Source organism: Paraburkholderia sp. JPY465 (genome assembly GCF_050436725.1).
GTDB lineage: Bacteria > Pseudomonadota > Gammaproteobacteria > Burkholderiales > Burkholderiaceae > Paraburkholderia > Paraburkholderia youngii.
Genome location: NZ_JBNDMT010000003.1, coordinates 339,986 through 360,800 on the forward strand (window position 1 = coordinate 339,986; position 20,815 = coordinate 360,800).

The 20,815-nt window shown below is 63.8% G+C and carries 17 protein-coding genes; 6 read left to right on the forward strand and 11 right to left on the reverse strand.

The genetic code is table 11. The features are described 5' to 3' along the window. Positions 1 to 143 precede the first annotated feature (143 nt). From fusA to QFZ94_RS16125, 4 genes are all read right to left on the reverse strand, one after another. Positions 144 to 2,252: an elongation factor G gene (gene fusA / locus QFZ94_RS16110; RefSeq protein WP_429458145.1), complete on the reverse strand. Its 2,109-nt coding sequence runs from the start codon at positions 2,250 to 2,252 to the stop codon at positions 144 to 146. Positions 2,253 to 2,588: 336 nt separating this feature from the next. Then, positions 2,589 to 3,104, reverse strand: a complete 516-nt coding sequence (locus QFZ94_RS16115) for a DUF192 domain-containing protein (protein WP_368584777.1) — start codon at positions 3,102 to 3,104, stop codon at positions 2,589 to 2,591. 144 nt (positions 3,105 to 3,248) lie between these two features. Beyond that, positions 3,249 to 3,440, reverse strand: coding sequence for a hypothetical protein (locus tag QFZ94_RS16120; RefSeq protein WP_083788686.1), 192 nt, complete (start codon positions 3,438 to 3,440; stop codon positions 3,249 to 3,251). Positions 3,441 to 3,881: 441 nt separating this feature from the next. After that, positions 3,882 to 4,451 carry a pseudouridine synthase gene (locus tag QFZ94_RS16125; protein WP_429458148.1) on the reverse strand — a complete coding sequence of 190 codons (570 nt, stop codon included), beginning with the start codon at positions 4,449 to 4,451 and terminating at the stop codon, positions 3,882 to 3,884. A gap of 274 nt (positions 4,452 to 4,725) precedes the next feature. Here QFZ94_RS16125 and icd point away from each other — a divergent pair, with 274 nt between their 5' ends. Continuing rightward, on the forward strand, positions 4,726 to 5,982 hold the full coding sequence (icd, locus tag QFZ94_RS16130; protein WP_429458150.1) for an NADP-dependent isocitrate dehydrogenase: 1,257 nt from the start codon (positions 4,726 to 4,728) through the stop codon (positions 5,980 to 5,982). A 193-nt stretch (positions 5,983 to 6,175) separates the two neighbouring features. Here icd and cspD read toward each other — a convergent pair whose 3' ends face one another. Continuing rightward, complete coding sequence (gene cspD / locus QFZ94_RS16135) at positions 6,176 to 6,382, reverse strand: cold shock domain-containing protein CspD (protein ID WP_176105238.1); 207 nt, start codon at positions 6,380 to 6,382, stop codon at positions 6,176 to 6,178. Positions 6,383 to 6,938: 556 nt separating this feature from the next. Here cspD and clpS point away from each other — a divergent pair. Together clpS and clpA are read left to right on the forward strand one after the other, a co-directional pair. Continuing rightward, entirely contained in the window at positions 6,939 to 7,253 is a 315-nt protein-coding gene (gene clpS / locus QFZ94_RS16140) for an ATP-dependent Clp protease adapter ClpS (protein WP_008919570.1), read from the forward strand. After that, on the forward strand, positions 7,250 to 9,547 hold the full coding sequence (gene clpA / locus QFZ94_RS16145) for an ATP-dependent Clp protease ATP-binding subunit ClpA (protein WP_368584780.1): 2,298 nt from the start codon (positions 7,250 to 7,252) through the stop codon (positions 9,545 to 9,547). Before clpS ends, clpA begins: the two co-directional genes overlap by 4 nt. Positions 9,548 to 9,695: 148 nt before the next feature. Here the strand turns inward: clpA and dut are convergent, their stop codons facing one another. The 6 genes from dut to QFZ94_RS16175 all read right to left on the reverse strand — a co-directional run bounded on the left by dut (position 9,696) and on the right by QFZ94_RS16175 (position 17,158). Next, positions 9,696 to 10,142 (reverse strand): dUTP diphosphatase, encoded by a 447-nt coding sequence (dut, locus tag QFZ94_RS16150; RefSeq protein ID WP_013090304.1) that lies wholly within the window; start codon positions 10,140 to 10,142, stop codon positions 9,696 to 9,698. A 67-nt stretch (positions 10,143 to 10,209) separates the two neighbouring features. Continuing rightward, entirely contained in the window at positions 10,210 to 11,226 is a 1,017-nt protein-coding gene (locus QFZ94_RS16155) for an LLM class flavin-dependent oxidoreductase (RefSeq protein WP_429458153.1), read from the reverse strand. 81 nt (positions 11,227 to 11,307) lie between these two features. Next, positions 11,308 to 12,525 carry a bifunctional phosphopantothenoylcysteine decarboxylase/phosphopantothenate--cysteine ligase CoaBC gene (gene coaBC, locus QFZ94_RS16160; RefSeq protein ID WP_410848516.1) on the reverse strand — a complete coding sequence of 406 codons (1,218 nt, stop codon included), beginning with the start codon at positions 12,523 to 12,525 and terminating at the stop codon, positions 11,308 to 11,310. A 127-nt stretch (positions 12,526 to 12,652) separates the two neighbouring features. Then, positions 12,653 to 13,159 (reverse strand): signal peptidase II, encoded by a 507-nt coding sequence (gene lspA, locus QFZ94_RS16165; RefSeq protein ID WP_368584783.1) that lies wholly within the window; start codon positions 13,157 to 13,159, stop codon positions 12,653 to 12,655. Beyond that, on the reverse strand, positions 13,159 to 15,996 hold the full coding sequence (gene ileS, locus QFZ94_RS16170) for an isoleucine--tRNA ligase (RefSeq protein ID WP_429458156.1): 2,838 nt from the start codon (positions 15,994 to 15,996) through the stop codon (positions 13,159 to 13,161). Before ileS ends, lspA begins: the two co-directional genes overlap by 1 nt. Before the next feature lie 166 nt (positions 15,997 to 16,162). Beyond that, positions 16,163 to 17,158 carry a bifunctional riboflavin kinase/FAD synthetase gene (locus QFZ94_RS16175; protein ID WP_176105244.1) on the reverse strand — a complete coding sequence of 332 codons (996 nt, stop codon included), beginning with the start codon at positions 17,156 to 17,158 and terminating at the stop codon, positions 16,163 to 16,165. Positions 17,159 to 17,287: 129 nt separating this feature from the next. Between QFZ94_RS16175 and purN the strand changes: the two genes are divergently transcribed. The 3 genes from purN to QFZ94_RS16190 all read left to right on the forward strand — a co-directional run bounded on the left by purN (position 17,288) and on the right by QFZ94_RS16190 (position 20,658). Beyond that, positions 17,288 to 17,941 carry a phosphoribosylglycinamide formyltransferase gene (purN, locus tag QFZ94_RS16180; RefSeq protein ID WP_429458158.1) on the forward strand — a complete coding sequence of 218 codons (654 nt, stop codon included), beginning with the start codon at positions 17,288 to 17,290 and terminating at the stop codon, positions 17,939 to 17,941. Beyond that, the gene (locus QFZ94_RS16185; RefSeq protein WP_368584786.1) at positions 17,938 to 19,197 is read left to right on the forward strand and encodes an RsmB/NOP family class I SAM-dependent RNA methyltransferase; all 1,260 of its coding nucleotides are present in this window, start codon (positions 17,938 to 17,940) and stop codon (positions 19,195 to 19,197) included. The genes purN and QFZ94_RS16185 overlap by 4 nt, the downstream gene beginning before the upstream one ends. Positions 19,198 to 19,269: 72 nt before the next feature. Beyond that, a complete protein-coding gene (locus tag QFZ94_RS16190; RefSeq protein WP_429458161.1) occupies positions 19,270 to 20,658 on the forward strand; it encodes a mechanosensitive ion channel family protein in 1,389 nt (462 codons plus the stop codon). Positions 20,659 to 20,815 lie beyond the last annotated feature (157 nt).

Consider the following 20,815-nt stretch of genomic DNA (forward strand, 5'->3'; position numbering starts at 1 on the left):
TTGGGTGCCGCGTACCTGTTCGACATTCTGGCACGTTCAAAAAACGGCTGTGTGGCATGACGATGCCAACGGCGCCACGAAAAAAAAGCCCGCTCACAGGGAGCGGGCTTCGACTGATGACGCTCAGCGGCGCCGCGTCAGCGTCATTGCTTCTTCGCGTTGATCACGGCCTCGGCGACGTTGCTCGGTGTTTCGGCGTAGTGCTTGAACTCCATCGTATAAGTCGCGCGGCCCTGAGTGGCCGAGCGCAGCGACGTCGAGTAGCCGAACATCTCGGCGAGCGGCACCTCCGCACGCACCAGCTTGCCGCCGCCGCCCGCGATGTCTTCCATGCCTTGCACCATGCCGCGCCGGCTCGACAGGTCGCCCATCACGTTGCCCATGAAGTCCTCGGGTATTTCCACCTCGACGGCCATCATCGGTTCGAGCAGCACGGGCTTCGCCTTGCGCATCGCCTCCTTGAACGCCATCGAGCCAGCCATGCGGAACGCGTTTTCGTTCGAGTCGACGTCGTGGTACGAACCGAAGGTCAGCGTGACCTTCACGTCGACGACCGGATAGCCCGCCAGCACGCCGGCTTTCAGCGTTTCCTGGATGCCCTTGTCGACGGCCGGGATGAATTCGCGCGGAATCACGCCGCCCTTGATCGCGTCGACGAACTCGTAGCCCTTGCCCTGTTCGGAAGGTTCGAGCGCGATCACCGCGTGACCGTACTGGCCGCGGCCGCCCGACTGCTTGACGAACTTGCCTTCGACGTCCTCGACCTTGTTGCGCACCGTCTCGCGATAGGCGACTTGCGGCTTGCCGACAGTTGCTTCGACGCCGAACTCGCGCTTCATCCGGTCGACCAGAATTTCCAGATGCAGTTCGCCCATGCCGGAGATGATCGTCTGTCCGGATTCCTCGTCGGTCTGCACGCGGAACGACGGGTCCTCCTGCGCGAGACGATTCAGCGCGATGCCCATCTTCTCCTGGTCGGCCTTGGTCTTCGGCTCGACGGCCTGCGAGATCACCGGGTCCGGGAAGATCATCTTTTCGAGGATGATCACATGATTCGGATCGCACAGCGTGTCGCCGGTGGTCGCTTCCTTCAGGCCGACGGCCGCGGCGATGTCGCCCGCGTAGACCTCCTTGATTTCCTTGCGCTCGTTCGCGTGCATCTGCAGGATGCGGCCGAGGCGCTCCTTCTTTTCCTTGGCCGCGTTGTAGACCGTGTCGCCCGAATTGACGACGCCCGAGTACACGCGGAAGAAAATCAACTGGCCGACGAACGGGTCGGTCATGATCTTGAAGGCGAGCGCCGAGAACGGATCGTCGTCGTTCGGATGGCGCTCGATCTCCTTGTCGTGCTCGTCGTGGCCGGTGATCGCGGGCACGTCGACCGGCGACGGCAGATAGTCGATCACCGCGTCGAGCATCGCCTGCACGCCCTTGTTCTTGAATGCGCTGCCGCACAGCATCGGCACGATCTCATTGGCGATCGTGCGTGCGCGAATACCCTGCTTGATTTCTTCTTCGGTCAGATGATGCTCACCGCCCAGGTACTTTTCGAGCAGTGTCTCGTTCGCCTCGGCCGCGGCCTCGACCATCTTGTCGTGCCATTCCTTCGCCGTTGCGGCGAGTTCGGCCGGAATGTCGCGATATTCGAACTTGATGCCCTGGCTCGCGTCGTCCCAGTAGATCGCCTTCATCTTGACGAGGTCGACCACACCCTGGAAGTGCTCTTCCGCGCCGATCGGAATCTGGATCGGCACGGCGACGCCCTTCAGGCGTTCGCCGATCTGCCGCTGCACGCGGAAGAAGTCCGCGCCGACGCGATCCATCTTGTTGACGAACGCAATGCGCGGCACCTTGTACTTGTTCGCCTGGCGCCACACGGTTTCCGATTGTGGCTGCACGCCGCCGACCGAGTCGTACACCATGCACGCGCCGTCGAGCACGCGCATCGAGCGCTCGACTTCGATCGTGAAGTCGACGTGCCCGGGGGTGTCGATGATGTTGATCCGATGCTCGGGGTAGTTGCCGGCCATGCCTTTCCAGAACGCGGTCGTGGCCGCCGACGTGATCGTGATGCCGCGCTCCTGCTCCTGTTCCATCCAGTCCATCGTCGCCGCACCGTCGTGAACCTCGCCGATCTTGTGGGTCACGCCGGTGTAGAACAGGATCCGTTCGGTGGTGGTGGTTTTGCCGGCATCGATGTGAGCGCTGATGCCGATATTCCGGTAGCGCTCGATGGGAGTCTTGCGGGGCACGTGAATCTCCTTGTAATGGCGCGCCTGAAACGCATGCCGGGCGACCGCGTAAGCCGTCCGGGGAGTCTGGGTGGTGCTTTAGTGCTTTATGTGGCGTTACCAAATCGAGATTACAAGGATAGCGCGTCGATTGGTCTTTTGCATGAATCCTGCCAGCCGGCGCGAAGGGCGGCCACGCGGGGCTGCGCGGGCGGAAAAAAACCCGGCGCCTCGGGTTGAGGCGCCGGGTTTTTCTGGAAAGCGAGGCGGACGGTCGGGCTGGCTAGTGGCAACTTACGGGGACGCTCGGGTGGCCGTCTGCGGGCCGCGCAGGGGCGCAGCCCGGCGGTGACGGCTTTACTGCGTGATACCCGGCACCGGCGGCAAGCCCTGGATCTGCATGCCCGGCTTGATGCCCTTGGCCGTGAACCAGCCCTTGGGCATTTCCAGCGCGAACACGCCGTTGTGCGTCGGGCAGTGGTTGTTGGTGGTCTCGGCCTTCATCTCGTCGATATCGGTGATCGTGCCGTCGGCGCGCATGAACGCGATCGACAGCGGAATCAGCGTGTTCTTCATCCAGAAGCAGTGGCCCGCGTTCTCGTTGAACACGAACAGCATGCCTTCGTTCGGCCCGAGCTTCGTGCGATACATCAAGCCCTGTTCGCGATCCGCGTCGTTGGCGGCGACGGCCGCGTCGATCACGAACATGCCGGCGGTCAGCTTGACCCGCGGAAACTCGCTCGGCTGCTTGGCGCCCGGCGGTATCTGCTGCGCCAGGGCGGGAGCCGTGGTAGCGGCGAACGACAGCGCCGCGAGCGGCAGTGCAACGGCAACGGCGAAACGCGCAACCGACGAGCGGATGGAAAATCGCACGACAAGACTCCTTGCTGAAATCGACTCGCGCATGTTACGCGAGCGCGTCAAAAACAAAAAGGCAGATCGCCTTGCGGTGATCTGCCTTACAACGCCGTAAGAACGGCAATGAAGCTAGTTCTTTACTGCGTTTTTACAAGCAACTTACTCCGAAGCTGCCGAAGCTGCAGCAGCAGCTGCTGCCTTCTTGTGCGACTTCTTGTGAGCGTGCTTGGTGGTCTTCTTTGCCGACGAAGCTGCTGCCGGAGCTGCCGGAGCTGCTTCCGGTGCCGATGCTTGTGCGAATGCTGCCGTTGCGAAGAGGCCAGCGACCAGAGCGGCGATCAGTTTGTTCATTTTGTGAATCCTCAGCTTGAGTTAATTAACCAAATGACCCGGCAAATGTAGAGTCATGTCGGTAAACGTGCCATCCACCTTTCGGTTGACAGCCGCATCGAACAAAATTTTTCGACGCGTCTGCTAGCGTTCGGACTTTCGTACTCGCCGCGCAAAAACGGCTTATGCAAAGGTCTTTAAGGCTGAATGCCGGATAGCTTCGGCGGCATCTGCGTCGAATAACGCGTGGGCTTGTACGGCGGTTGACGCGAATTGCGCGGAAATTTTTAACCTCATCGCACGCGATCGAACTGCATCGCTCAGGCTCGCGCGAGCTCATTTGTTTCACGCACTTCGGGCTTGCGTTTCACGCATTGTTTCGCGTGCTGCTACAACGAGTTAGCGTTGAATGTCACGACCGTGAAACGTGTTTGCAGTGATCACGTGCAGGCTGATTCACGTTCAGACGACGCCATCCCATGGCGCGTTCGCTCGCAACTCGATGCTCTCACCGGGCTGTAGTCCGAGTGAAAAAATGTCAAGCGCACCGATGCCGACGCGCACGAGACGCAGCGTCGGAAAACCGACCGCGGCCGTCATGCGACGCACCTGGCGGTTCTTGCCTTCTGTGATCAACAGTTCGATCCACGTGGTCGGGATCGCAGCGCGATAGCGGATCGGTGGCGTGCGCGTCCATAGCGGGCCAGACGGTTCGACGTACCGCGCCTGACATGGGCGTGTCACGTAGTCGCCGAGATCGACGCCGCGTGCGAGCTGCTTCAACGCGGCGTCGTCGACCGCGCCTTCGACTTGCGCCCAATAGCGTTTGACGAGCTTGTGACGCGGCTCAGCGATGCGCGCCTGTAGCGCGCCGTCGTCGGTGAGCAGCAGCAGGCCTTCGCTATCCGAGTCGAGGCGGCCAGCCGGATAGACACCGGGTACTTTGACCCAGTCTGCAAGCGACGCGCGCGTCTCATGTGGCGAAAATTGACAGATGGTGCCGAACGGCTTGTTGAGGGCGAGAAGGCGCATGGAGAGCGAGACGGCAGAGCAAATACGGCAGAGCGATACGGCGGGATGATAATGCATAAATCGGGATGCAGATTCTTGTATCTTTTAGAGGAGCGTGGCGCGTTCGGTGGTCCGTCCATATTGGAAAACCCGGCGCCGGGGGCGGCCGCGTCGTGCCTGGAGCGTGGGCTAGAATAGCGGCCTGGCCGCTCGCGGTGGTTCGGCATTGCGCGGCGAGGGCATCTCTTTCGCAGTCTCCCATCAGCTTTTGCACGGCTTTCACTGGAGTCCGATCATGCCGTATCAGCACATCAAGGTTCCGGCAGGTGGCGATAAGATCACCGTCAACGCCGACTTCTCGCTCAACGTTTCCGACGAGCCGATCATTCCGTACATCGAAGGCGACGGCACCGGTCTGGACATCACGCCAGTCATGCTCAAGGTCGTGGATGCGGCGGTCGAGAAGGCGTACAGCGGCAAGAAGAAAATCCACTGGATGGAAATCTACGCGGGCGAGAAGGCGACCCGGGTGTACGGCCCGGACGTATGGCTGCCGGACGAAACGCTGCAGGCGGTCAAGGAATACGTCGTATCGATCAAGGGGCCGCTCACCACGCCGGTCGGCGGCGGCATCCGCTCGCTGAACGTTGCGTTGCGCCAGGAACTGGACCTCTACGTGTGCCTGCGTCCGGTGCAGTATTTCAAGGGCGTGCCGTCGCCGGTGCGTGAGCCCGAGAAGACCAACATGGTGATCTTCCGCGAGAACTCGGAAGACATTTACGCGGGCATCGAATGGCCGGCCGAGTCCGAGCAGGCGAAGAAGATCATCAGGTTCCTGCGCGAAGAAATGGGCGTGAAGAAGATCCGCTTTCCGGATTCGTCGGGCATCGGCATCAAGCCGGTGTCGCGCGAAGGGACCGAGCGTCTGGTGCGCAAGGCGATCCAGTATGCGATCGACAATGAACGCCGCTCGGTGACGCTGGTGCACAAGGGCAACATCATGAAGTACACCGAAGGCGCGTTTCGCGACTACGGCTACGCGCTTGCGCAGAAAGAGTTCAACGCGGAACTGATCGACGGCGGTCCGTGGATGAAGGTCAGGAATCCGAAGACCGGCGGCGACGTCGTCGTGAAGGACGTGATCGCCGACGCGTTCCTGCAGCAGATCCTGCTGCGCCCGGCCGAATACGACGTGATCGCCACGCTGAACCTGAACGGCGACTACATCTCCGACGCGCTGGCCGCGCAGGTGGGCGGCATCGGTATCGCGCCGGGCGCGAATATGTCGGATTCGGTTGCGATGTTCGAGGCGACTCACGGCACGGCGCCGAAATACGCAGGCAAGGACTACGTGAATCCCGGCTCGGAAATTCTGTCAGCGGAAATGATGTTGCGCCACCTGGGCTGGTTCGAAGCGGCGGATCTGATAATCAGCTCGATGGAAAAATCGATCCTGCAAAAGCGCGTGACTTACGATTTTGCCCGTCTGATGGAAGGCGCGACCCAGGTGTCGTGCTCCGCATTTGGGCAAGTGATGATCGAAAATATGTAATTGATGCGCCGGGATTATCCGGTTTGCATAAAAACCTCGGCGCCAGCAAACGGCCGGGGTATTTTTTTACCCGGAAGTTTCACGCGATTTCCATGCGGGAAAATCCGCTGCAACAGAAAGCCGCCGCAAAAAAGAAACCCGGCGAGAAGCCGGGTTTCAGAAAGGACGGGTAACGAACCGCCGCAGTGCCGCCTCAGGCAGGAGTCTGAATGTTCGATGCCTGTTTGCCTTTCGGGCCTTGCACAACCTCGAAGGTGACCTTCTGACCTTCCTTCAGGGTTTTGAACCCATTCATCTGGATGGCCGAGAAGTGTGCAAACAGATCCTCACCACCCTCATCAGGCGTGATGAATCCGAAACCTTTGGCGTCGTTAAACCATTTGACCGTACCAGTTGCCATTTCCAACTTCCCCTGTAACTCATGTCACTACCACGAGCCCTCGAAAAGCCACGACTGCGCGAGGCAGTCGTCCCCTCCTCACAAGCTCACCATCGGCATTTTTTCGAAATTATGGCTTAGTGAAAAAAGTGCCAGCTTGATTGTTGGGGCTCTTTATTCGAGTGTCAAGAAAATTTTGAGACGTCGTTGTCGCGTTGCAAACAGGCCGCTTTCCAGGGTTTTTACCGCTTCCGTATTTGCGGTGGCGCAAGCGGCGTGGCTTGAAAAGTCGCATAATCGACTCACATGCTGACTGTGCCCGCGGCGCCGACGCCCAGCGCGGCGAGCGCTCGAAGCCAGTACCGGCAGGTTGTGCGATACTCGATCCGACCGCGGTGCAGCACGCACCGTGCATGACAGGATGGGGGCCGGCACCGCAATCGGCCCGTCGAAAACGCGACAGGCCGGCCAATCATGACAGCGTCGTGACCGCCGGGCGGCAGCGAACGGGCTCATCGGCCAGGCGGCCGGGTTTTGACAGGATTGCGGGCCTGTCCTAGTTGTTTAGAATGGGTGTATGGCGATTATCCCGGACAAGCAGGACGGCACCGTACTGGAGCGGCAGGAGCAGAAACTCAAGCCGCCGTCCATGTACAAGGTGGTGCTGCTGAATGACGACTTCACGCCGATGGAATTTGTCGTGATGATCGTGCAGGAATATTTCAATAAGGATCGTGAAACCGCAACGCAGGTCATGTTGAAGGTGCATCGCGAGGGCAGGGGAGTTTGTGGGGTCTATACGCGGGACATCGCGTCGACCAAAGTCGAGCAAGTCGTTACCCACGCACGGCAGGCCGGGCATCCGCTGCAGTGTGTGATGGAGGAAGCATGATTGCCCAGGAACTGGAAGTCAGCCTGCATATGGCGTTCATGGAAGCGCGCCAGGCAAGGCACGAGTTCATAACGGTCGAACATCTTTTGCTCGCGCTGTTGGATAACCCGACGGCGGCAGAGGTACTGCGTGCGTGCGCGGCCAATATCGAGGATCTGCGCCAGAACCTGCGCAACTTCATTCATGACAACACGCCGACCGTGCCGGGCACGGACGACGTCGACACGCAGCCCACGCTCGGTTTCCAGCGTGTGATCCAGCGCGCGATCATGCATGTGCAGTCCACCTCGAACGGCAAGAAGGAAGTGACCGGCGCGAACGTGCTGGTCGCGATCTTCGGCGAGAAGGATTCGCATGCGGTGTACTACCTGCAGCAGCAGGGCGTCACGCGTCTGGACGTGGTCAATTTCATCTCGCACGGTATCGCCAAGACGAGCAGCTCCGACGCCGCGAAAGCGAGCGACGCGAATGCCGAGTCCGACGAAGCCGCCGCGCAGAAGGAAACGCCGCTCGCCCAGTTCACGCAGAACCTGAACCAGATGGCGAAGGACGGCCGCATCGATCCGCTGATCGGACGCGAGTCGGAAGTCGAGCGTGTGGTCCAGGTGCTGTGCCGCCGGCGCAAGAACAATCCGCTGCTGGTCGGCGAGGCCGGTGTCGGCAAGACCGCGATCGCCGAAGGGCTCGCATGGCGCATCACGCGCGGCGAAGTGCCGGACATCCTCGCGGATGCCCAGGTGTATTCGCTCGACATGGGCGCGTTGCTCGCTGGCACCAAGTATCGCGGCGACTTCGAGCAGCGTCTGAAGACGGTGCTGAAGGAACTGAAGGAGCGTCCTCACGCCATTCTGTTCATCGACGAAATCCATACGCTGATCGGCGCGGGCGCCGCGTCGGGCGGCACGCTGGATGCGTCGAACCTGCTGAAGCCGGCGCTCTCGTCGGGCACGCTGAAGTGCATCGGCGCGACCACCTTCACTGAATATCGCGGCATCTTCGAAAAGGACGCGGCGCTGTCGCGTCGTTTCCAGAAGGTCGACGTGACCGAGCCGACCGTCGAGCAGACGGTGGCGATCCTGCGCGGGCTGAAGTCGCGTTTCGAGGAGCACCACGGCGTCAAGTATTCGTCGGGTGCGCTGTCGGCGGCGGCTGAGCTGTCGGCGCGCTTCATCACCGATCGTCATTTGCCGGACAAGGCGATCGACGTGATCGACGAAGCGGGCGCGGCGCAACGCATTCTGCCGAAGTCGAAGCAGAAGAAGACCATCGGCAAGAACGAGATCGAGGAAATCATCTCGAAGATCGCGCGCGTGCCGGCGCAAAGCGTGTCGCAAGACGATCGCAGCAAGCTGCAGACGCTCGACCGCGACCTGAAGAGCGTCGTGTTCGGCCAGGACCCGGCGATCGACGCGCTGTCGGCTGCGATCAAGATGGCGCGCGCGGGCTTGGGCAAGCTCGACAAGCCGATCGGCGCGTTCCTGTTCTCCGGTCCGACCGGCGTCGGCAAGACCGAGGTCGCGAAGCAGCTCGCGTTCACGCTCGGCATCGAGCTGATCCGCTTCGACATGTCGGAGTACATGGAGCGTCACGCGGTGAGCCGGCTGATCGGCGCGCCGCCGGGCTACGTCGGTTTCGACCAGGGTGGCCTGCTGACCGAGGCGATCACGAAGAAGCCGCACTGCGTGCTGCTGCTCGACGAAATCGAGAAGGCGCATCCGGACATCTTCAACGTGCTGCTGCAGGTGATGGACCACGGCACGCTGACGGACAACAACGGCCGCAAGGCGGACTTCCGCAACGTCATCATCATCATGACGACGAACGCGGGCGCCGAGGCGATGGGCAAGTCGGTGATCGGCTTCACGAACCGCCGCGAGGCGGGCGACGAGATGGTCGACATCAAGCGCATGTTCACGCCGGAGTTCCGCAACCGTCTGGACGCGACGATCAGCTTCCGTGCGCTCGATGAGGAAATCATCATGCGCGTGGTCGACAAGTTCCTGATGCAGCTGGAAGATCAGCTGCACGAGAAGAAGGTCGATGCGCTGTTCACCGATGCGCTGCGCAAGCATCTGGCGAAGCACGGTTTCGATCCGTTGATGGGCGCGCGGCCAATGCAGCGCCTGATCCAGGACACGATCCGTCGCGCGCTCGCCGATGAGCTGCTGTTCGGCAAGCTGATGAACGGCGGCCGTGTGACGGTCGACGTCGATGCCGAGGACAAGGTGCAGTTGACCTTCGACGAGCATCCGGCGCCGCGTAATCCGAATCCGGAGGCGGTGGAAGTCGAGTGATGTCAGTCAGGCCGGCGGCGAGTCGAACTGGCCTGACACAAAAAAACAGAACGGCGCGGGTTTTATCCCGCGCCGTTTTTTTATGCTCTGACTTTCTGCTCGCGGCGGCGTGCGCTGAACGCCGCGGCCGCCGCGTCGCGGCAATCGATCAATGCTTGCCGGTGCTGCCAAACCCGCCCGCGCCGCGCACGCTTTCCTCGAAGTCCTCGACGATGTTGAACCTGGCCTGCACGACCGGCACGATCACCAGTTGCGCGAGGCGTTCCATCGGATTCAGCACGAACGTCGTTTCGCCGCGATTCCACGTCGAGATCATCAGTTGGCCTTGGTAGTCGGAATCGATCAGGCCGACCAGATTGCCGAGCACGATCCCATGCTTATGGCCGAGACCCGAGCGCGGCAGAATCAGCGCCGCATAACCGGGGTCGCCGACGTGGATCGCGAGTCCGGTCGGTACCAGCGCGGTTTCGCCGGGCTTCAGCGTCAGCGGTTCGTCGAGGCAAGCGCGCAGATCGAGGCCGGCGCTACCGGTCGTTGCGTAAGCGGGGAGTTGTTCGCGCATGCGCTGATCGAGAATCTTCAGGTCGAGTTTCATTCAGGTTCGATAGTGGGGGTGGGTGTGGTGGAGGGGCGCGCGGCGGACTCTGGCAAAACCTCTGTGATCAAGCCGCCTGGTTCGAGCCGAGCTGGAACGCCTCGGCGAGCAGTTCGTAGGAGCGCAAGCGGGCGCGATAACTGCCCGCGACGGTCAGCACCATCAGTTCATCGGCCTGGAACTGCTGCTGCAAATCCGTGAGCCGCTCGGTCACGCGCTCAGGCGTGCCGATGATGCTGCGCGGCTTTTCGCGGTCGATTACGAGCTGTTCGCGCTCGCCATATTCCTGTGCGATGCCTTGCTCGATCGACGGAATCGGTTCGTTCAGACCATACGCCATCTGCACGCGACGCAGATCGACGGCTTTTTCGAGGTCCGCGGCTTCCTGCTCGGTGTCCGCGCAGATCACGAAGACCGCGGCCGCCAGATACGGTTTCGATGCCTCGTTGCCAGCCTGGAAGCGCTCGCGATACGCCAGCGCGACCTGCTTGCCGAAATGCGCGTTGATGAAATGCGCGAACGAGAAGCGGATGCCGAGCTGCGCCGCGAGCAGACCGCCGAATTCGCTCGAGCCGAGCATCCACAGCTGCGGGCGCGTCTCGATCTGCGGCTGCAGCAGCACACCCTGCGCGAGATGATCGTCGGGCAGCGCGCCGTGCATGAGGCCGAGCAGCTCGGCGACCTGCTGCGGAAAAAGCTCGCCGCGATTGTAAGCGCCGGCGGCGACCGCCTGCGCGGTGCGCATGTCGCCGCCCGGCGCGCGTCCGACGCCGAGATCGACGCGGTTCGGAAACAGCGCCTCGAGCATCATGAACTGCTCGGCGACCTTGAACGGGCTGTAGTACGGCAGCATGATGCCGCCCGAGCCGATGCGAATGCGTTTGGTCACGCTGCCGAGGCGCGCCAGCATCACTTCAGGGCAGGGATTCGACACGCCGCGCAGGCCGTGATGCTCGGCGCACCAGTAGCGCGTGTAGCCGAGATCGTCGGCGAGCTGCGCGAGTTCCACGGTCGCGGCGATCGCGTCCGCCACCGAATGGCCGGCGATCACCGGTGTTTGATCGAGCACGGAGAGTAGCGTCATGGCAGTAGTGCTCCAGGTGATTCCGGTCGGCTAGCCAGGCAAAGGCGGTAGGGCCAGACGGGCCCACCGTCGCTTGCTCGTTCAGCCAACCGGACTGATGCCGGGCGGCACACGCTTCGCGATTTCCGCGATCAGCGCGCGCGCCAGCGTCTGCTTGTCGGCGCGTGGCAGCTTCGTCGCGCGGCCTGCTTCGAACAGAATCACTTCATTGTCGTCGAGCCCGAACGTTTGCGGCCCCAGATTGCCGATCAGCAGCGGCACGTTCTTGCGCGCGCGCTTCTCCTCGCCGTGGACTTCGAGATTGTCGCTTTCGGCAGCGAAGCCGACCGCGAACGGCGGCTTCGGCAGCCGGGCGACCGCGGCGAGGATGTCCGGATTTTCGACGAATGAAAAGTTCGGCAGCGTGCGCTCGGCGGTCTTCTTGATCTTCCGATCGCTGACGTGGTCGACGCGCCAGTCGGCCACCGCCGCAACGCCGATGAAGATGTCCGCCTGCGCGACCGCGCGCATCACCGCGTCGTGCATCTGCTGAGCGGTCTGCACGTCCTCGCGCAATACGCCCCACGGCGTTTCCAGCGCGACCGGACCAGCCACCAGATGCACGTCGGCGCCGGCCTGCTGCGCGGCGCGCGCGAGCGCGAAGCCCATCTTGCCGCTCGAACGATTGGTGATGCCGCGCACCGGGTCGAGCGGCTCGAAGGTCGGCCCGGCGGTCAGCAGCACGCGCCGGCCGGACAGGATCTTCGGCGCGAAGAACGACGCGATCGCCTCGTAGGTCGCGGCCGCTTCGAGCATGCGGCCATCGCCGATCTCGCCACAGGCCTGCGGGCCCGAATCGGGGCCTAGCACTTCGACGCCGTCCGCGCGCAATTGCGCGGCGTTGCGTTGCGTGGCCGGGTTCTGCCACATCTGCCGGTTCATCGCCGGCACGACGAGCAGCGGGCAGTCGCGCGCAATGCACAGCGTCGACAGCAGATCGTCGGCCATGCCGTGCGCGAGCTTGGCAAGGAAGTCGGTCGATGCTGGCGCGATCACGATCGCATCGGCTTCGCGCGACAGGTCGATGTGCGCCATGTTGTTCGGCACGCGAGCGTCCCACTGGCTCGTGTAGACCGGCCGGCCCGACAGCGCCTGCATCGTGATGGGGGTGATGAACTGGGTGGCCGCATCGGTCATGACGACCTGCACGGTCGCGCCTGCCTTGGTCAGCAGACGCGTCAGTTCGGCGATCTTGTAGCAGGCGATGCCGCCCGTCATGCCGAGGACGAGGTGTTTGCCTGCGAGTTCAGCGGTTGCCAACGAAAGCCTCCGACAAAGCGTGATCGCGAGGCGGCGCGAGGGCGTTGCCCGTCTCCGTCGCCGCGCGTTTCAAACCGGACGTGAGGCGCGGCTCTCGCAACCGCGGCCGTGCCTCACGTCGGCGACGTTAGCGTGTGCCGCGTACCCGCCGCAGCTCGTCGATCACGAGCAGGATCGCGCCGATCGTGATCGCGCTGTCGGCGAGATTGAACGCCGGCCAGTGCCAGCCGCCCACGTGGAAGTCGAGGAAGTCGATCACGTGGCCGTACGCGAGCCGGTCGATCACATTGCCGAGCGCGCCGCCGAGAATCAGCGCGAGCGCCGTGCAGAACATTTTCTGCCCGCTATGCCGCTTGAGGAGGTAGCAGATCACGAGCGCCGCGATCACGCCGAGCGCGGTGAACGCCCAGCGCTGCCAGCCGCCCGCCATCGCGAGGAAGCTGAATGCGGCACCGCGGTTGAACACGAGAATCAGGTTGAAGAACGGCGTAACCTCGTGCGGCACACCGTAGGCGAACACTTTGCGCACCGCGATTTTCGTCAGCTGGTCGAACAGGATGACGATCAGCGCGATGCCGAGCCAGGGTGCGAGCGAGCCGCTTGCGGTGGACGTTTTCGACATGGTTCTCGCCATTATGCCGCGCTCCTCGTTTCGCCACTGCCGAACAGATTGCTGAAGCAGCGGCCGCACAGCGACGGATGCTCGGGGTTCGCGCCGACGTCCGCGCGATAGTGCCAGCAGCGTTCGCACTTCAGGTACTTCGAGGCGATCACTTCGACACCTTCGTCCGCTTCGCTATCGACCTTGACGACGCTCGCCGCCGACGTGATCAGCACGAACTTCAGGTCGTCGCCGAGACTCGCGAGCGCGTCGTAACGCGCGCCGCTCGCGCGGATTTCGACTTCCGCCTGCAGCGACGAGCCGATCAGGTTCGCGACCCGAGCCTCTTCGAGCGCCTTCGTCACGTCGCCGCGGACTGCGCGCAGCAGCGTCCACTTGTCGAGCAGCGCGCCCGCGTCCGGCACGGCCGGGAACGCGTGGTAGGTCTCGGTGAAGATCGTTTCGCTGTTCGGCTGGAACAACTTCCACGCTTCTTCCGCGGTGAATGACAGGAACGGCGCCATCACGCGCAGCAGGCCGTGAGCGATGTGATAGAGCGCGGTCTGCGCCGAGCGGCGCGCGACCGAATCCGGCGCCGTCGTGTACAGGCGGTCCTTCAGCACGTCGAGGTAGAAGCCGCCCAGGTCTTCCGAGCAGAACGTTTGCAGCTTGGCGACGACCGGGTGGAACTCGTACTTCTCGTAGTGCGCGAGGATGTCGTTTTGCAGATTCGCCGACAGCGCCACCGCGTAACGGTCGATTTCCAGCCAGTCTTCGACCGGACGCGCGTGCTGCGCGAAGTCGAAGTCCGACAGGTTCGCGAGCAGGAAGCGCAGCGTATTGCGGATACGGCGATAGCCTTCCGTCACGCGCTTCAGGATTTCTTCGGAGATCGCGAGCTCGCCCGAGTAATCGGTCGACGCGATCCACAGGCGGATGATTTCCGCGCCGAGGCGGTTCGCCACTTCATGCGGATCGATGCCGTTGCCGAGCGACTTGCTCATCTTGCGGCCTTCGCCGTCGACGGTGAAGCCGTGGGTGAGCAGCGCGTTGTAGGGCGGGCGGCCGTCGAGCATCGAGGCGGTCAGCAGCGACGAATGGAACCAGCCGCGATGCTGGTCCGAGCCTTCGAGGTACAGGTCGGCCGGGAACTGCAGCTCGTCCTTGTGCGAGCCGCGCAGCACATGCCAGTGTGTGGTGCCCGAGTCGAACCACACGTCGAGGGTGTCGCGGTTCTTTTCGTACAGGTTCGCGTCGTCACCGATCAGCTCGCGCGGATCGAGCGTCTGCCATGCCTCGATGCCTTCCTTTTCGACGCGCTGCGCGACCTGTTCGAGCAACTCCAGCGTGCGCGGATGCAGCTCGCCGGTTTCCTTGTGCACGAAGAACGCCATCGGCACGCCCCACTGGCGCTGGCGCGACAGCGTCCAGTCCGGGCGGTTCGCGATCATGCTGAAGAGGCGCTGCTTGCCCCACGACGGATAGAACGCCGTGTTCTCGATGCCTTCGAGCGCGGTCTCGCGCAGCGTCTTGTCGCCGTCGTTCGGCTTCACGTCCATGCCGGCGAACCACTGCGATGTGGCGCGGTAGATGATCGGCGTCTTGTGGCGCCAGCAGTGCATGTAGCTGTGCGTGTACTTTTCGGTTCGCAGCAGCGCGCCGGCGCCTTGCAGCGCCTCGACGATCTGCGGATTCGCCGCCCAGATCGACAGGCCGCCGAACAGCGCGAGCGATTCGATGTAGCGGCCGTCGCCCATCACCGGATTGATGATGTCCGAGTCGGCCATGCCGTGCGACTTGCACGACACGAAGTCTTCCACGCCATACGCGGGCGACGAGTGCACGATGCCGGTGCCGGTTTCGGTCGTCACGTAGTCGCCCAGATAGGCCGGTGCGGTGCGCTTGTAGCCCGGGTGCGCGGACGCGAGCGGGTGATTGAAGCGCAGGTTCACGAGCTTTTCGCCCGGCGTCGTCGCGATGACCTTTCCTTCGAGGCCGTACAGCTTCAGGCAGTCCTCGACGCGTTCCTCGGCGAGGATCAGCAGGCCGCGCGGCGTGTCGACGAGCGCGTAGACGATTTCCGGGTGCAGGTTCAGCGCCTGGTTGGCGGGAATGGTCCACGGCGTGGTGGTCCAGATCACGATGCCGCCTTCGTTGCGCGGCAGCGCGGCGAGGCCGAACGCCTGCGCGGTCTTCTCCGGTTCGGCGAAGCTGAACAGCACGTCGATGGTCGGATCGGTCTTGTCCTTGTACTCGACTTCCGCTTCAGCGAGCGCCGAGCCGCAGTCGAAACACCAGTTGACCGGCTTCAGGCCGCGGAACACGTAGCCCTTTTCCATGATTTTCGCGAGCGCGCGGATTTCGCCGGCTTCGTTCGCGAAGTTCATCGTCTTGTACGGATTGTCCCAGTCGCCGAGCACGCCGAGGCGGCGGAAGCCGGCCTTCTGCTTTTCGATCTGCTCGGTCGCGTAGGCGCGCGCCTTCTGCATCACTTCGGCCGCCGGCAGCGACTTGCCGAACTGCTTTTCGATCTGGATTTCGATCGGCATGCCGTGGCAGTCCCAGCCCGGCACGTAGACCGCGTCGAAGCCCGCCAGATTGCGCGCCTTGACGATCATGTCCTTCAGGATCTTGTTCACCGCGTGGCCGAGGTGGATGTCGCCGTTCGCATACGGCGGGCCATCGTGCAGGATGAACTTCGTGCGGCCCTTGGAGGCGGCGCGGATCTTGTCGTACACCTTGCGTTCCTGCCAGTCCTTGACCCATTGCGGCTCGCGCCTGGGCAGGTCGCCGCGCATCGGAAACGGCGTGTCGAGCAGGTTGACCGGGTAGCGGGACTGCGGTTTCGAATCGGCTTTCTTGTTGCTCATGATGTGGGTGGCGGTGAATTCGTTTCTATGCGTAGCGGCGCGCGGATTGCGCGCTGCGCGAGGAGCGGGGCGCGCCCGGCAGGCGGCCCCGCGTGAAGCCCGGATGCCCTTCGATGCGCGCGGCGACGGTTCGTGCGGCGCGGCGCGCCGGCCCGAACCGCGGCGGTTATCTAATTCGGTCGGTGGCCGAAGTGGCGAAACCGGTGGAACGGCTGCCCGGCGTGCCGGCGCCCACCGCGGCGAACCATGCACGCGCATTGGCGACGTCGCGCGCGATCGCGGCGGTCAGCGTTTCGAGGTCGACGAACTTCTCCTCGTCGCGCAGCTTCTTCAGAAATTCGACGCGCACGAGTTTGCCATACGCATCGCCGTGCCAATCGAGCAGGTGCACTTCGAGCAGCACGCGGCCGGAATCGTCGACGGTGGGGCGCAGGCCAAGGCTCGCGACGCCCGGCAGCGGGTGCTCGGCGATGCCGTGCACCTGTACGACGAAGATGCCGGCCAGAGCCGGACGCTTGTGCGCGATCGGCAGATTGAGCGTCGGAAAGCCGAGATCGCGGCCGAGCTTCATGCCATGGGTGACGTGGCCGCTGATCAGATAGTCGCGGCCGAGCGCGGCGCGCGCCGAGTCGAGGTCGCCCGCGACCAGCGCCGCGCGCACGCCCGAGCTCGAGATGCGCGCGCCCGACGGATCGGCGACCGTCGCCATCTGTTCGACCTCGAAGCCGTAATGCTTGCCGGCCTCCCGCAGCGACGCGAAATCGCCGGCGCGCTTCGCGCCGTAGCGGAAGTCGTCGCCGATCATGATCCAGCGCGCGTGCAAGCCGTTGACGATGATCCGCTCGACGAATGCATCGGGCGACTGGCTCGCGAACGTGTGATTGAAGTGCTCGACGACGACCCGGTCGACTCCGTTGGTGCGCAGCGCCTCGAGCTTGTCGCGCAGCATCGCGATGCGCGGCGGCGCGCCGGCCGGGTTGAAGAACTCGCGCGGGTGCGGCTCGAAGGTCATCACGCAGACGGGCAGGCCACGCGCGTTGGCGGCCGCGCGCACGTGCGCGAGCAGAGCCTGGTGGCCGCGGTGGACACCGTCGAAGTTGCCGATGGTCAGCGCGCACGGCGCGCGGCTCTCGGCATTGGGAAGACCGCGGAAGACTCTCACGATAGCGGATTGCTGCGATTGCAATAGGGACGCGGGTAGGGTGCCGCAAAACAATCGATTATAAACGCTTGGCGCAATAGACGGCTGCGCGGTCGCGGTCGGGCGATTGCCGAATGATAAAATCCGCGCATGAAAAAACTCGTCATCCTGATTTCCGGGCGGGGTAGCAACATGGAAGCCATCGTGCGCGCTTGCGCGAGCGAAGGCTGGCCGGCGCGGGTCGCCGCCGTGATTGCCAACCGTCCCGATGCCGCGGGGCTCGCATTCGCGGCGTCGCATGGCATCACCACGGCGGTGGTCGACCACCGCCAGTTTCCGGATCGCGACAGCTTCGACGCGGCGCTCGCCGAGCAGATCGACGCTATCGCGCCGGACCTCGTCGTGCTCGCGGGCTTCATGCGGGTGCTGACCGAGCGCTTCGTCGACCATTACGCCGGGCGCATGCTGAACGTGCATCCGTCGCTGCTGCCGAGCTTTCCGGGCCTGCAGACTCACCAGCAGGCGCTCGACGCCGGCGTGCGGTTCCACGGCGCGTCGGTGCATTTTGTCACATCAAAGCTGGATCACGGGCCGATCGTCGTGCAATCGGCCGTGCCTGTCGAGGCGGGCGATACCGCACAGACGCTCGCCGCACGCGTGCTCGCCACCGAGCACATCATTTATCCACGCGCGGTGCGCTGGTTCGTCGAAGGGCGTCTCGCTCTGGACGGCTCGCGCGTCACGCTTACGCCGTCGGAGCCGCAATGGCTCTTTGCCGGTCACACCGCCGGAGAGGGCGCATGAGATTGCATGGTTTCCTGATTGGACAAACTGAAACGCTGTTGGCCGAAGTACTGCGGCTGAACGGCCCCGCTGACGCCACCACGAGCCGCTTCTTCCGCGCGCATCCGAAGCTCGGCCACGCCGAGCGCGGTGTGATCGCCGAGGCGGTGTTCGCGGTGCTGCGCCGCCGGATGGAGTTCGCGCATCTGGCCGAAAGCGGCACCGGCAGCCCGGCGCGCCGCATGGCCCTGCTGGGCCTGATGCAAACGGTCGGACGCTCGGCGCTCAAGCCGTTCGTCACCGAGGCCGAGGCGACGTGGCTCGAACACGTGTCGAAGATCGACCCGGAAAGCCTGCCGCTGCGGATTCGCCTGAATCTGCCCGACTGGATCTGCCAGGCTTTGAGCACGCGTTTCGAGGGCCCTGAGCTCGCGCAGCTGGCCGCCGCGCTGAACTATCCCGCGCCGCTGGATCTGCGCGCGAACCCGATCAAGGCGAGCCGCGACGACGTGCTGGGCGCGCTGGCGAAGGCCGGCATCGAGGCAGGCGCGACGCCGTTCGCGCCGCTCGGCGTGCGCGTGGTCGGCAAGCCGGCGTTGACGAAGCTCGACGCGTTCCAGCAGGGCTGGCTCGAAGTGCAGGACGAGGGCAGCCAACTGCTGTGCTCGCTGGTCGCGCCGCGGCGCGGCGAGATGATCGTCGATTTCTGCGCCGGCGCGGGCGGCAAGACGCTGGCGCTCGGCGCGGCGATGCGCTCGACCGGCCGGCTCTACGCGTTCGACATCTCCGAGCGGCGTCTCGCGAAGCTGAAGCCGCGTCTCGCGAGGAGCGGTCTGTCGAACGTGAACCCGGTGCTGATCGACAGCGAACACGACGCGAAGATCAAGCGTCTGGCTGGCAAGATCGACCGCGTGCTCGTCGATGCGCCGTGCAGCGGCCTCGGCACGCTGCGCCGCAATCCGGACCTGAAGTGGCGCCAGTCGCCGGAGTCGATTGCCGAGCTGGCGCCGAAGCAGGCGTCGATTCTGGCGAGCGCGGCGCGTCTCGTGAAGAAGGGCGGGCGGCTCGTCTATGCCACGTGCTCGATTCTCGACGCGGAAAACGAGGCGGTCGTGCAGCAGTTCCTCGCCGACCACACTGATTTCGCGCTGGTGCCCGTGCGCGACGTGCTCGCCGAGCAGCGCATCGAGCTGGAGATGGGCGACTACCTGTCGCTGTGGCCGCACCGCCACGCGACCGACGGCTTCTTCGCCGCCGTGCTCGAGCGCCAGAGCTAGGCAACCGGCTGCAGGCCGGCGCGCGCGGATTGGCCGATGAATCCGCACGTGTCGGCGATTTCGGCGACATCCATGCACACGATTTTCCCCCACATGTTCAGCGACATCGCGCGCGACTTCGGTCAGCCCGTGATGCTGTGGCAGGTCGCGATCCTGCTCGGGACGCTGCTCGTCGCATGGCTGGTCGCGCGGACGCTGCGTCGCCGGATCAAGCGGTCGCAATCGCCGCGCTACGAGAGCCTGCGTTTCGGCATGGAAAGTCTGGATCGAGCGGCTTTTCCGCTGATCGGCGCGGCGCTCGTGTGGCTCGCGCGGGCGATCGCCGGCCAGTTCATGGACACCGCGCTGCTCGATCTGGCGCTGGTGCCGCTCGTCGGCATCGGGCTGATCTACATCGTGTTCTTCTTCGCGCGGCGGGTGTTCAACCGCGAAGGGGGCGAGCATCCGTGGCTGTTTCTGGTCGAGAAAATCGTGTCGGTGGTCGTTTGGGTCGGCATGGTGCTCACGCTGTTGGGCATTCAGAATGCCGTGATCGCATGGATGGACAGCGTGAGCTTCCGCGTCGGCAATGCGCATATGACGCTGCTGTCGCTGATCACGGGGCTGTTGTGGGTCGCCGTCACGATGATCGTCGCGATGTGGCTCGGCTCGTCGTTCGAAGATCGCCTGATGCGCTCCAAGACGCTCGACGCGAACCTGAAGGTGGTGGTCGCGCGCGTCGGCCGCGCGGCCTTCGTGCTCGCGGCGATCCTGATCAGCCTGTCGATCGTCGGCATCGACATCACGGTGCTCGGCGTGTTCGGCGGCGCGCTCGGCGTCGGGCTCGGCTTCGGCATGCAAAAGATCGCGAGCAACTACGTGTCGGGCTTCATCATCCTGCTCGACCGCTCGTTGCGGATCGGCGACACGATCAACGTGGGCGGCCTGCAGGGCCGCGTCACGCAGATCCGCACGCGCTATACGGTCGTGCGCGGACTCGACGGTATCGAAACGCTGATTCCGAACGAGAAGCTGATCACCGACGTCGTACAGAACCAGTCGTCGTTTCTGACTCGCGGCCACGCGAGGGTGCCCGTGCAGATCGCCTACACATCCGACGTCGAGCAGGCGATGACGCTGCTCGCCCTGGCCGCCGCCGACGTGCCGCGGGTGTTGAGCGAGCCGGCGCCGACGCCATTTCTGGTCGGTTTCGGCCCGGACGGCGTCAATCTCGAGTTGGGCTTCTGGATCGAAGACGCGGCGAGCGGCACACGTGGCGTGCTCTCGGCGGTCAACCGGAACATCTGGCGCCTCTTTTCCGAGCACGGCATCAGGATTCCGCTTGCGCAACGTGAGGTGCGCATCGTCGGTCAGGCAGGCGGCGCAATGCCGCACCCGGAAGTAATGACCGATCCCGCGCACGAGGCCGCGACCGATTCAGCGCTCAGGGCCGCCGACGGGGCCACCAACGACGGTCGTTAGGCCCAGCTTTTGGCCCTCGCAAGTGATGCGCCAGTTCCGAGACAATCGCTAGCAGCTTGATAGCGCACAAAAAATCCCTATTTGTTACAAACACTTGGAACGCTTCCAGTAGAATATCGTCCTATCCCGCTGTATGCTTTCACTTTCATGACACACG

Excerpts from the sequence above, each read along its gene's own strand:
- QFZ94_RS16120 (WP_083788686.1), bottom strand. The coding sequence starts at position 3,440 with ATGAACAAACTGATCGCCGCTCTGGTCGCTGGCCTCTTCGCAACGGCA.
- QFZ94_RS16125 (WP_429458148.1), bottom strand. The coding sequence starts at position 4,451 with ATGCGCCTTCTCGCCCTCAACAAGCCGTTCGGCACCATCTGTCAATTT.
- icd (WP_429458150.1), top strand. The coding sequence starts at position 4,726 with ATGCCGTATCAGCACATCAAGGTTCCGGCAGGTGGCGATAAGATCACC.
- cspD (WP_176105238.1), bottom strand. The coding sequence starts at position 6,382 with ATGGCAACTGGTACGGTCAAATGGTTTAACGACGCCAAAGGTTTCGGA.
- clpS (WP_008919570.1), top strand. The coding sequence starts at position 6,939 with ATGGCGATTATCCCGGACAAGCAGGACGGCACCGTACTGGAGCGGCAG.
- clpA (WP_368584780.1), top strand. The coding sequence starts at position 7,250 with ATGATTGCCCAGGAACTGGAAGTCAGCCTGCATATGGCGTTCATGGAA.
- dut (WP_013090304.1), bottom strand. The coding sequence starts at position 10,142 with ATGAAACTCGACCTGAAGATTCTCGATCAGCGCATGCGCGAACAACTC.
- QFZ94_RS16155 (WP_429458153.1), bottom strand. The coding sequence starts at position 11,226 with ATGACGCTACTCTCCGTGCTCGATCAAACACCGGTGATCGCCGGCCAT.
- lspA (WP_368584783.1), bottom strand. The coding sequence starts at position 13,159 with ATGGCGAGAACCATGTCGAAAACGTCCACCGCAAGCGGCTCGCTCGCA.
- ileS (WP_429458156.1), bottom strand. The coding sequence starts at position 15,996 with ATGAGCAACAAGAAAGCCGATTCGAAACCGCAGTCCCGCTACCCGGTC.
- purN (WP_429458158.1), top strand. The coding sequence starts at position 17,288 with ATGAAAAAACTCGTCATCCTGATTTCCGGGCGGGGTAGCAACATGGAA.
- QFZ94_RS16185 (WP_368584786.1), top strand. The coding sequence starts at position 17,938 with ATGAGATTGCATGGTTTCCTGATTGGACAAACTGAAACGCTGTTGGCC.
- QFZ94_RS16190 (WP_429458161.1), top strand. The coding sequence starts at position 19,270 with ATGCACACGATTTTCCCCCACATGTTCAGCGACATCGCGCGCGACTTC.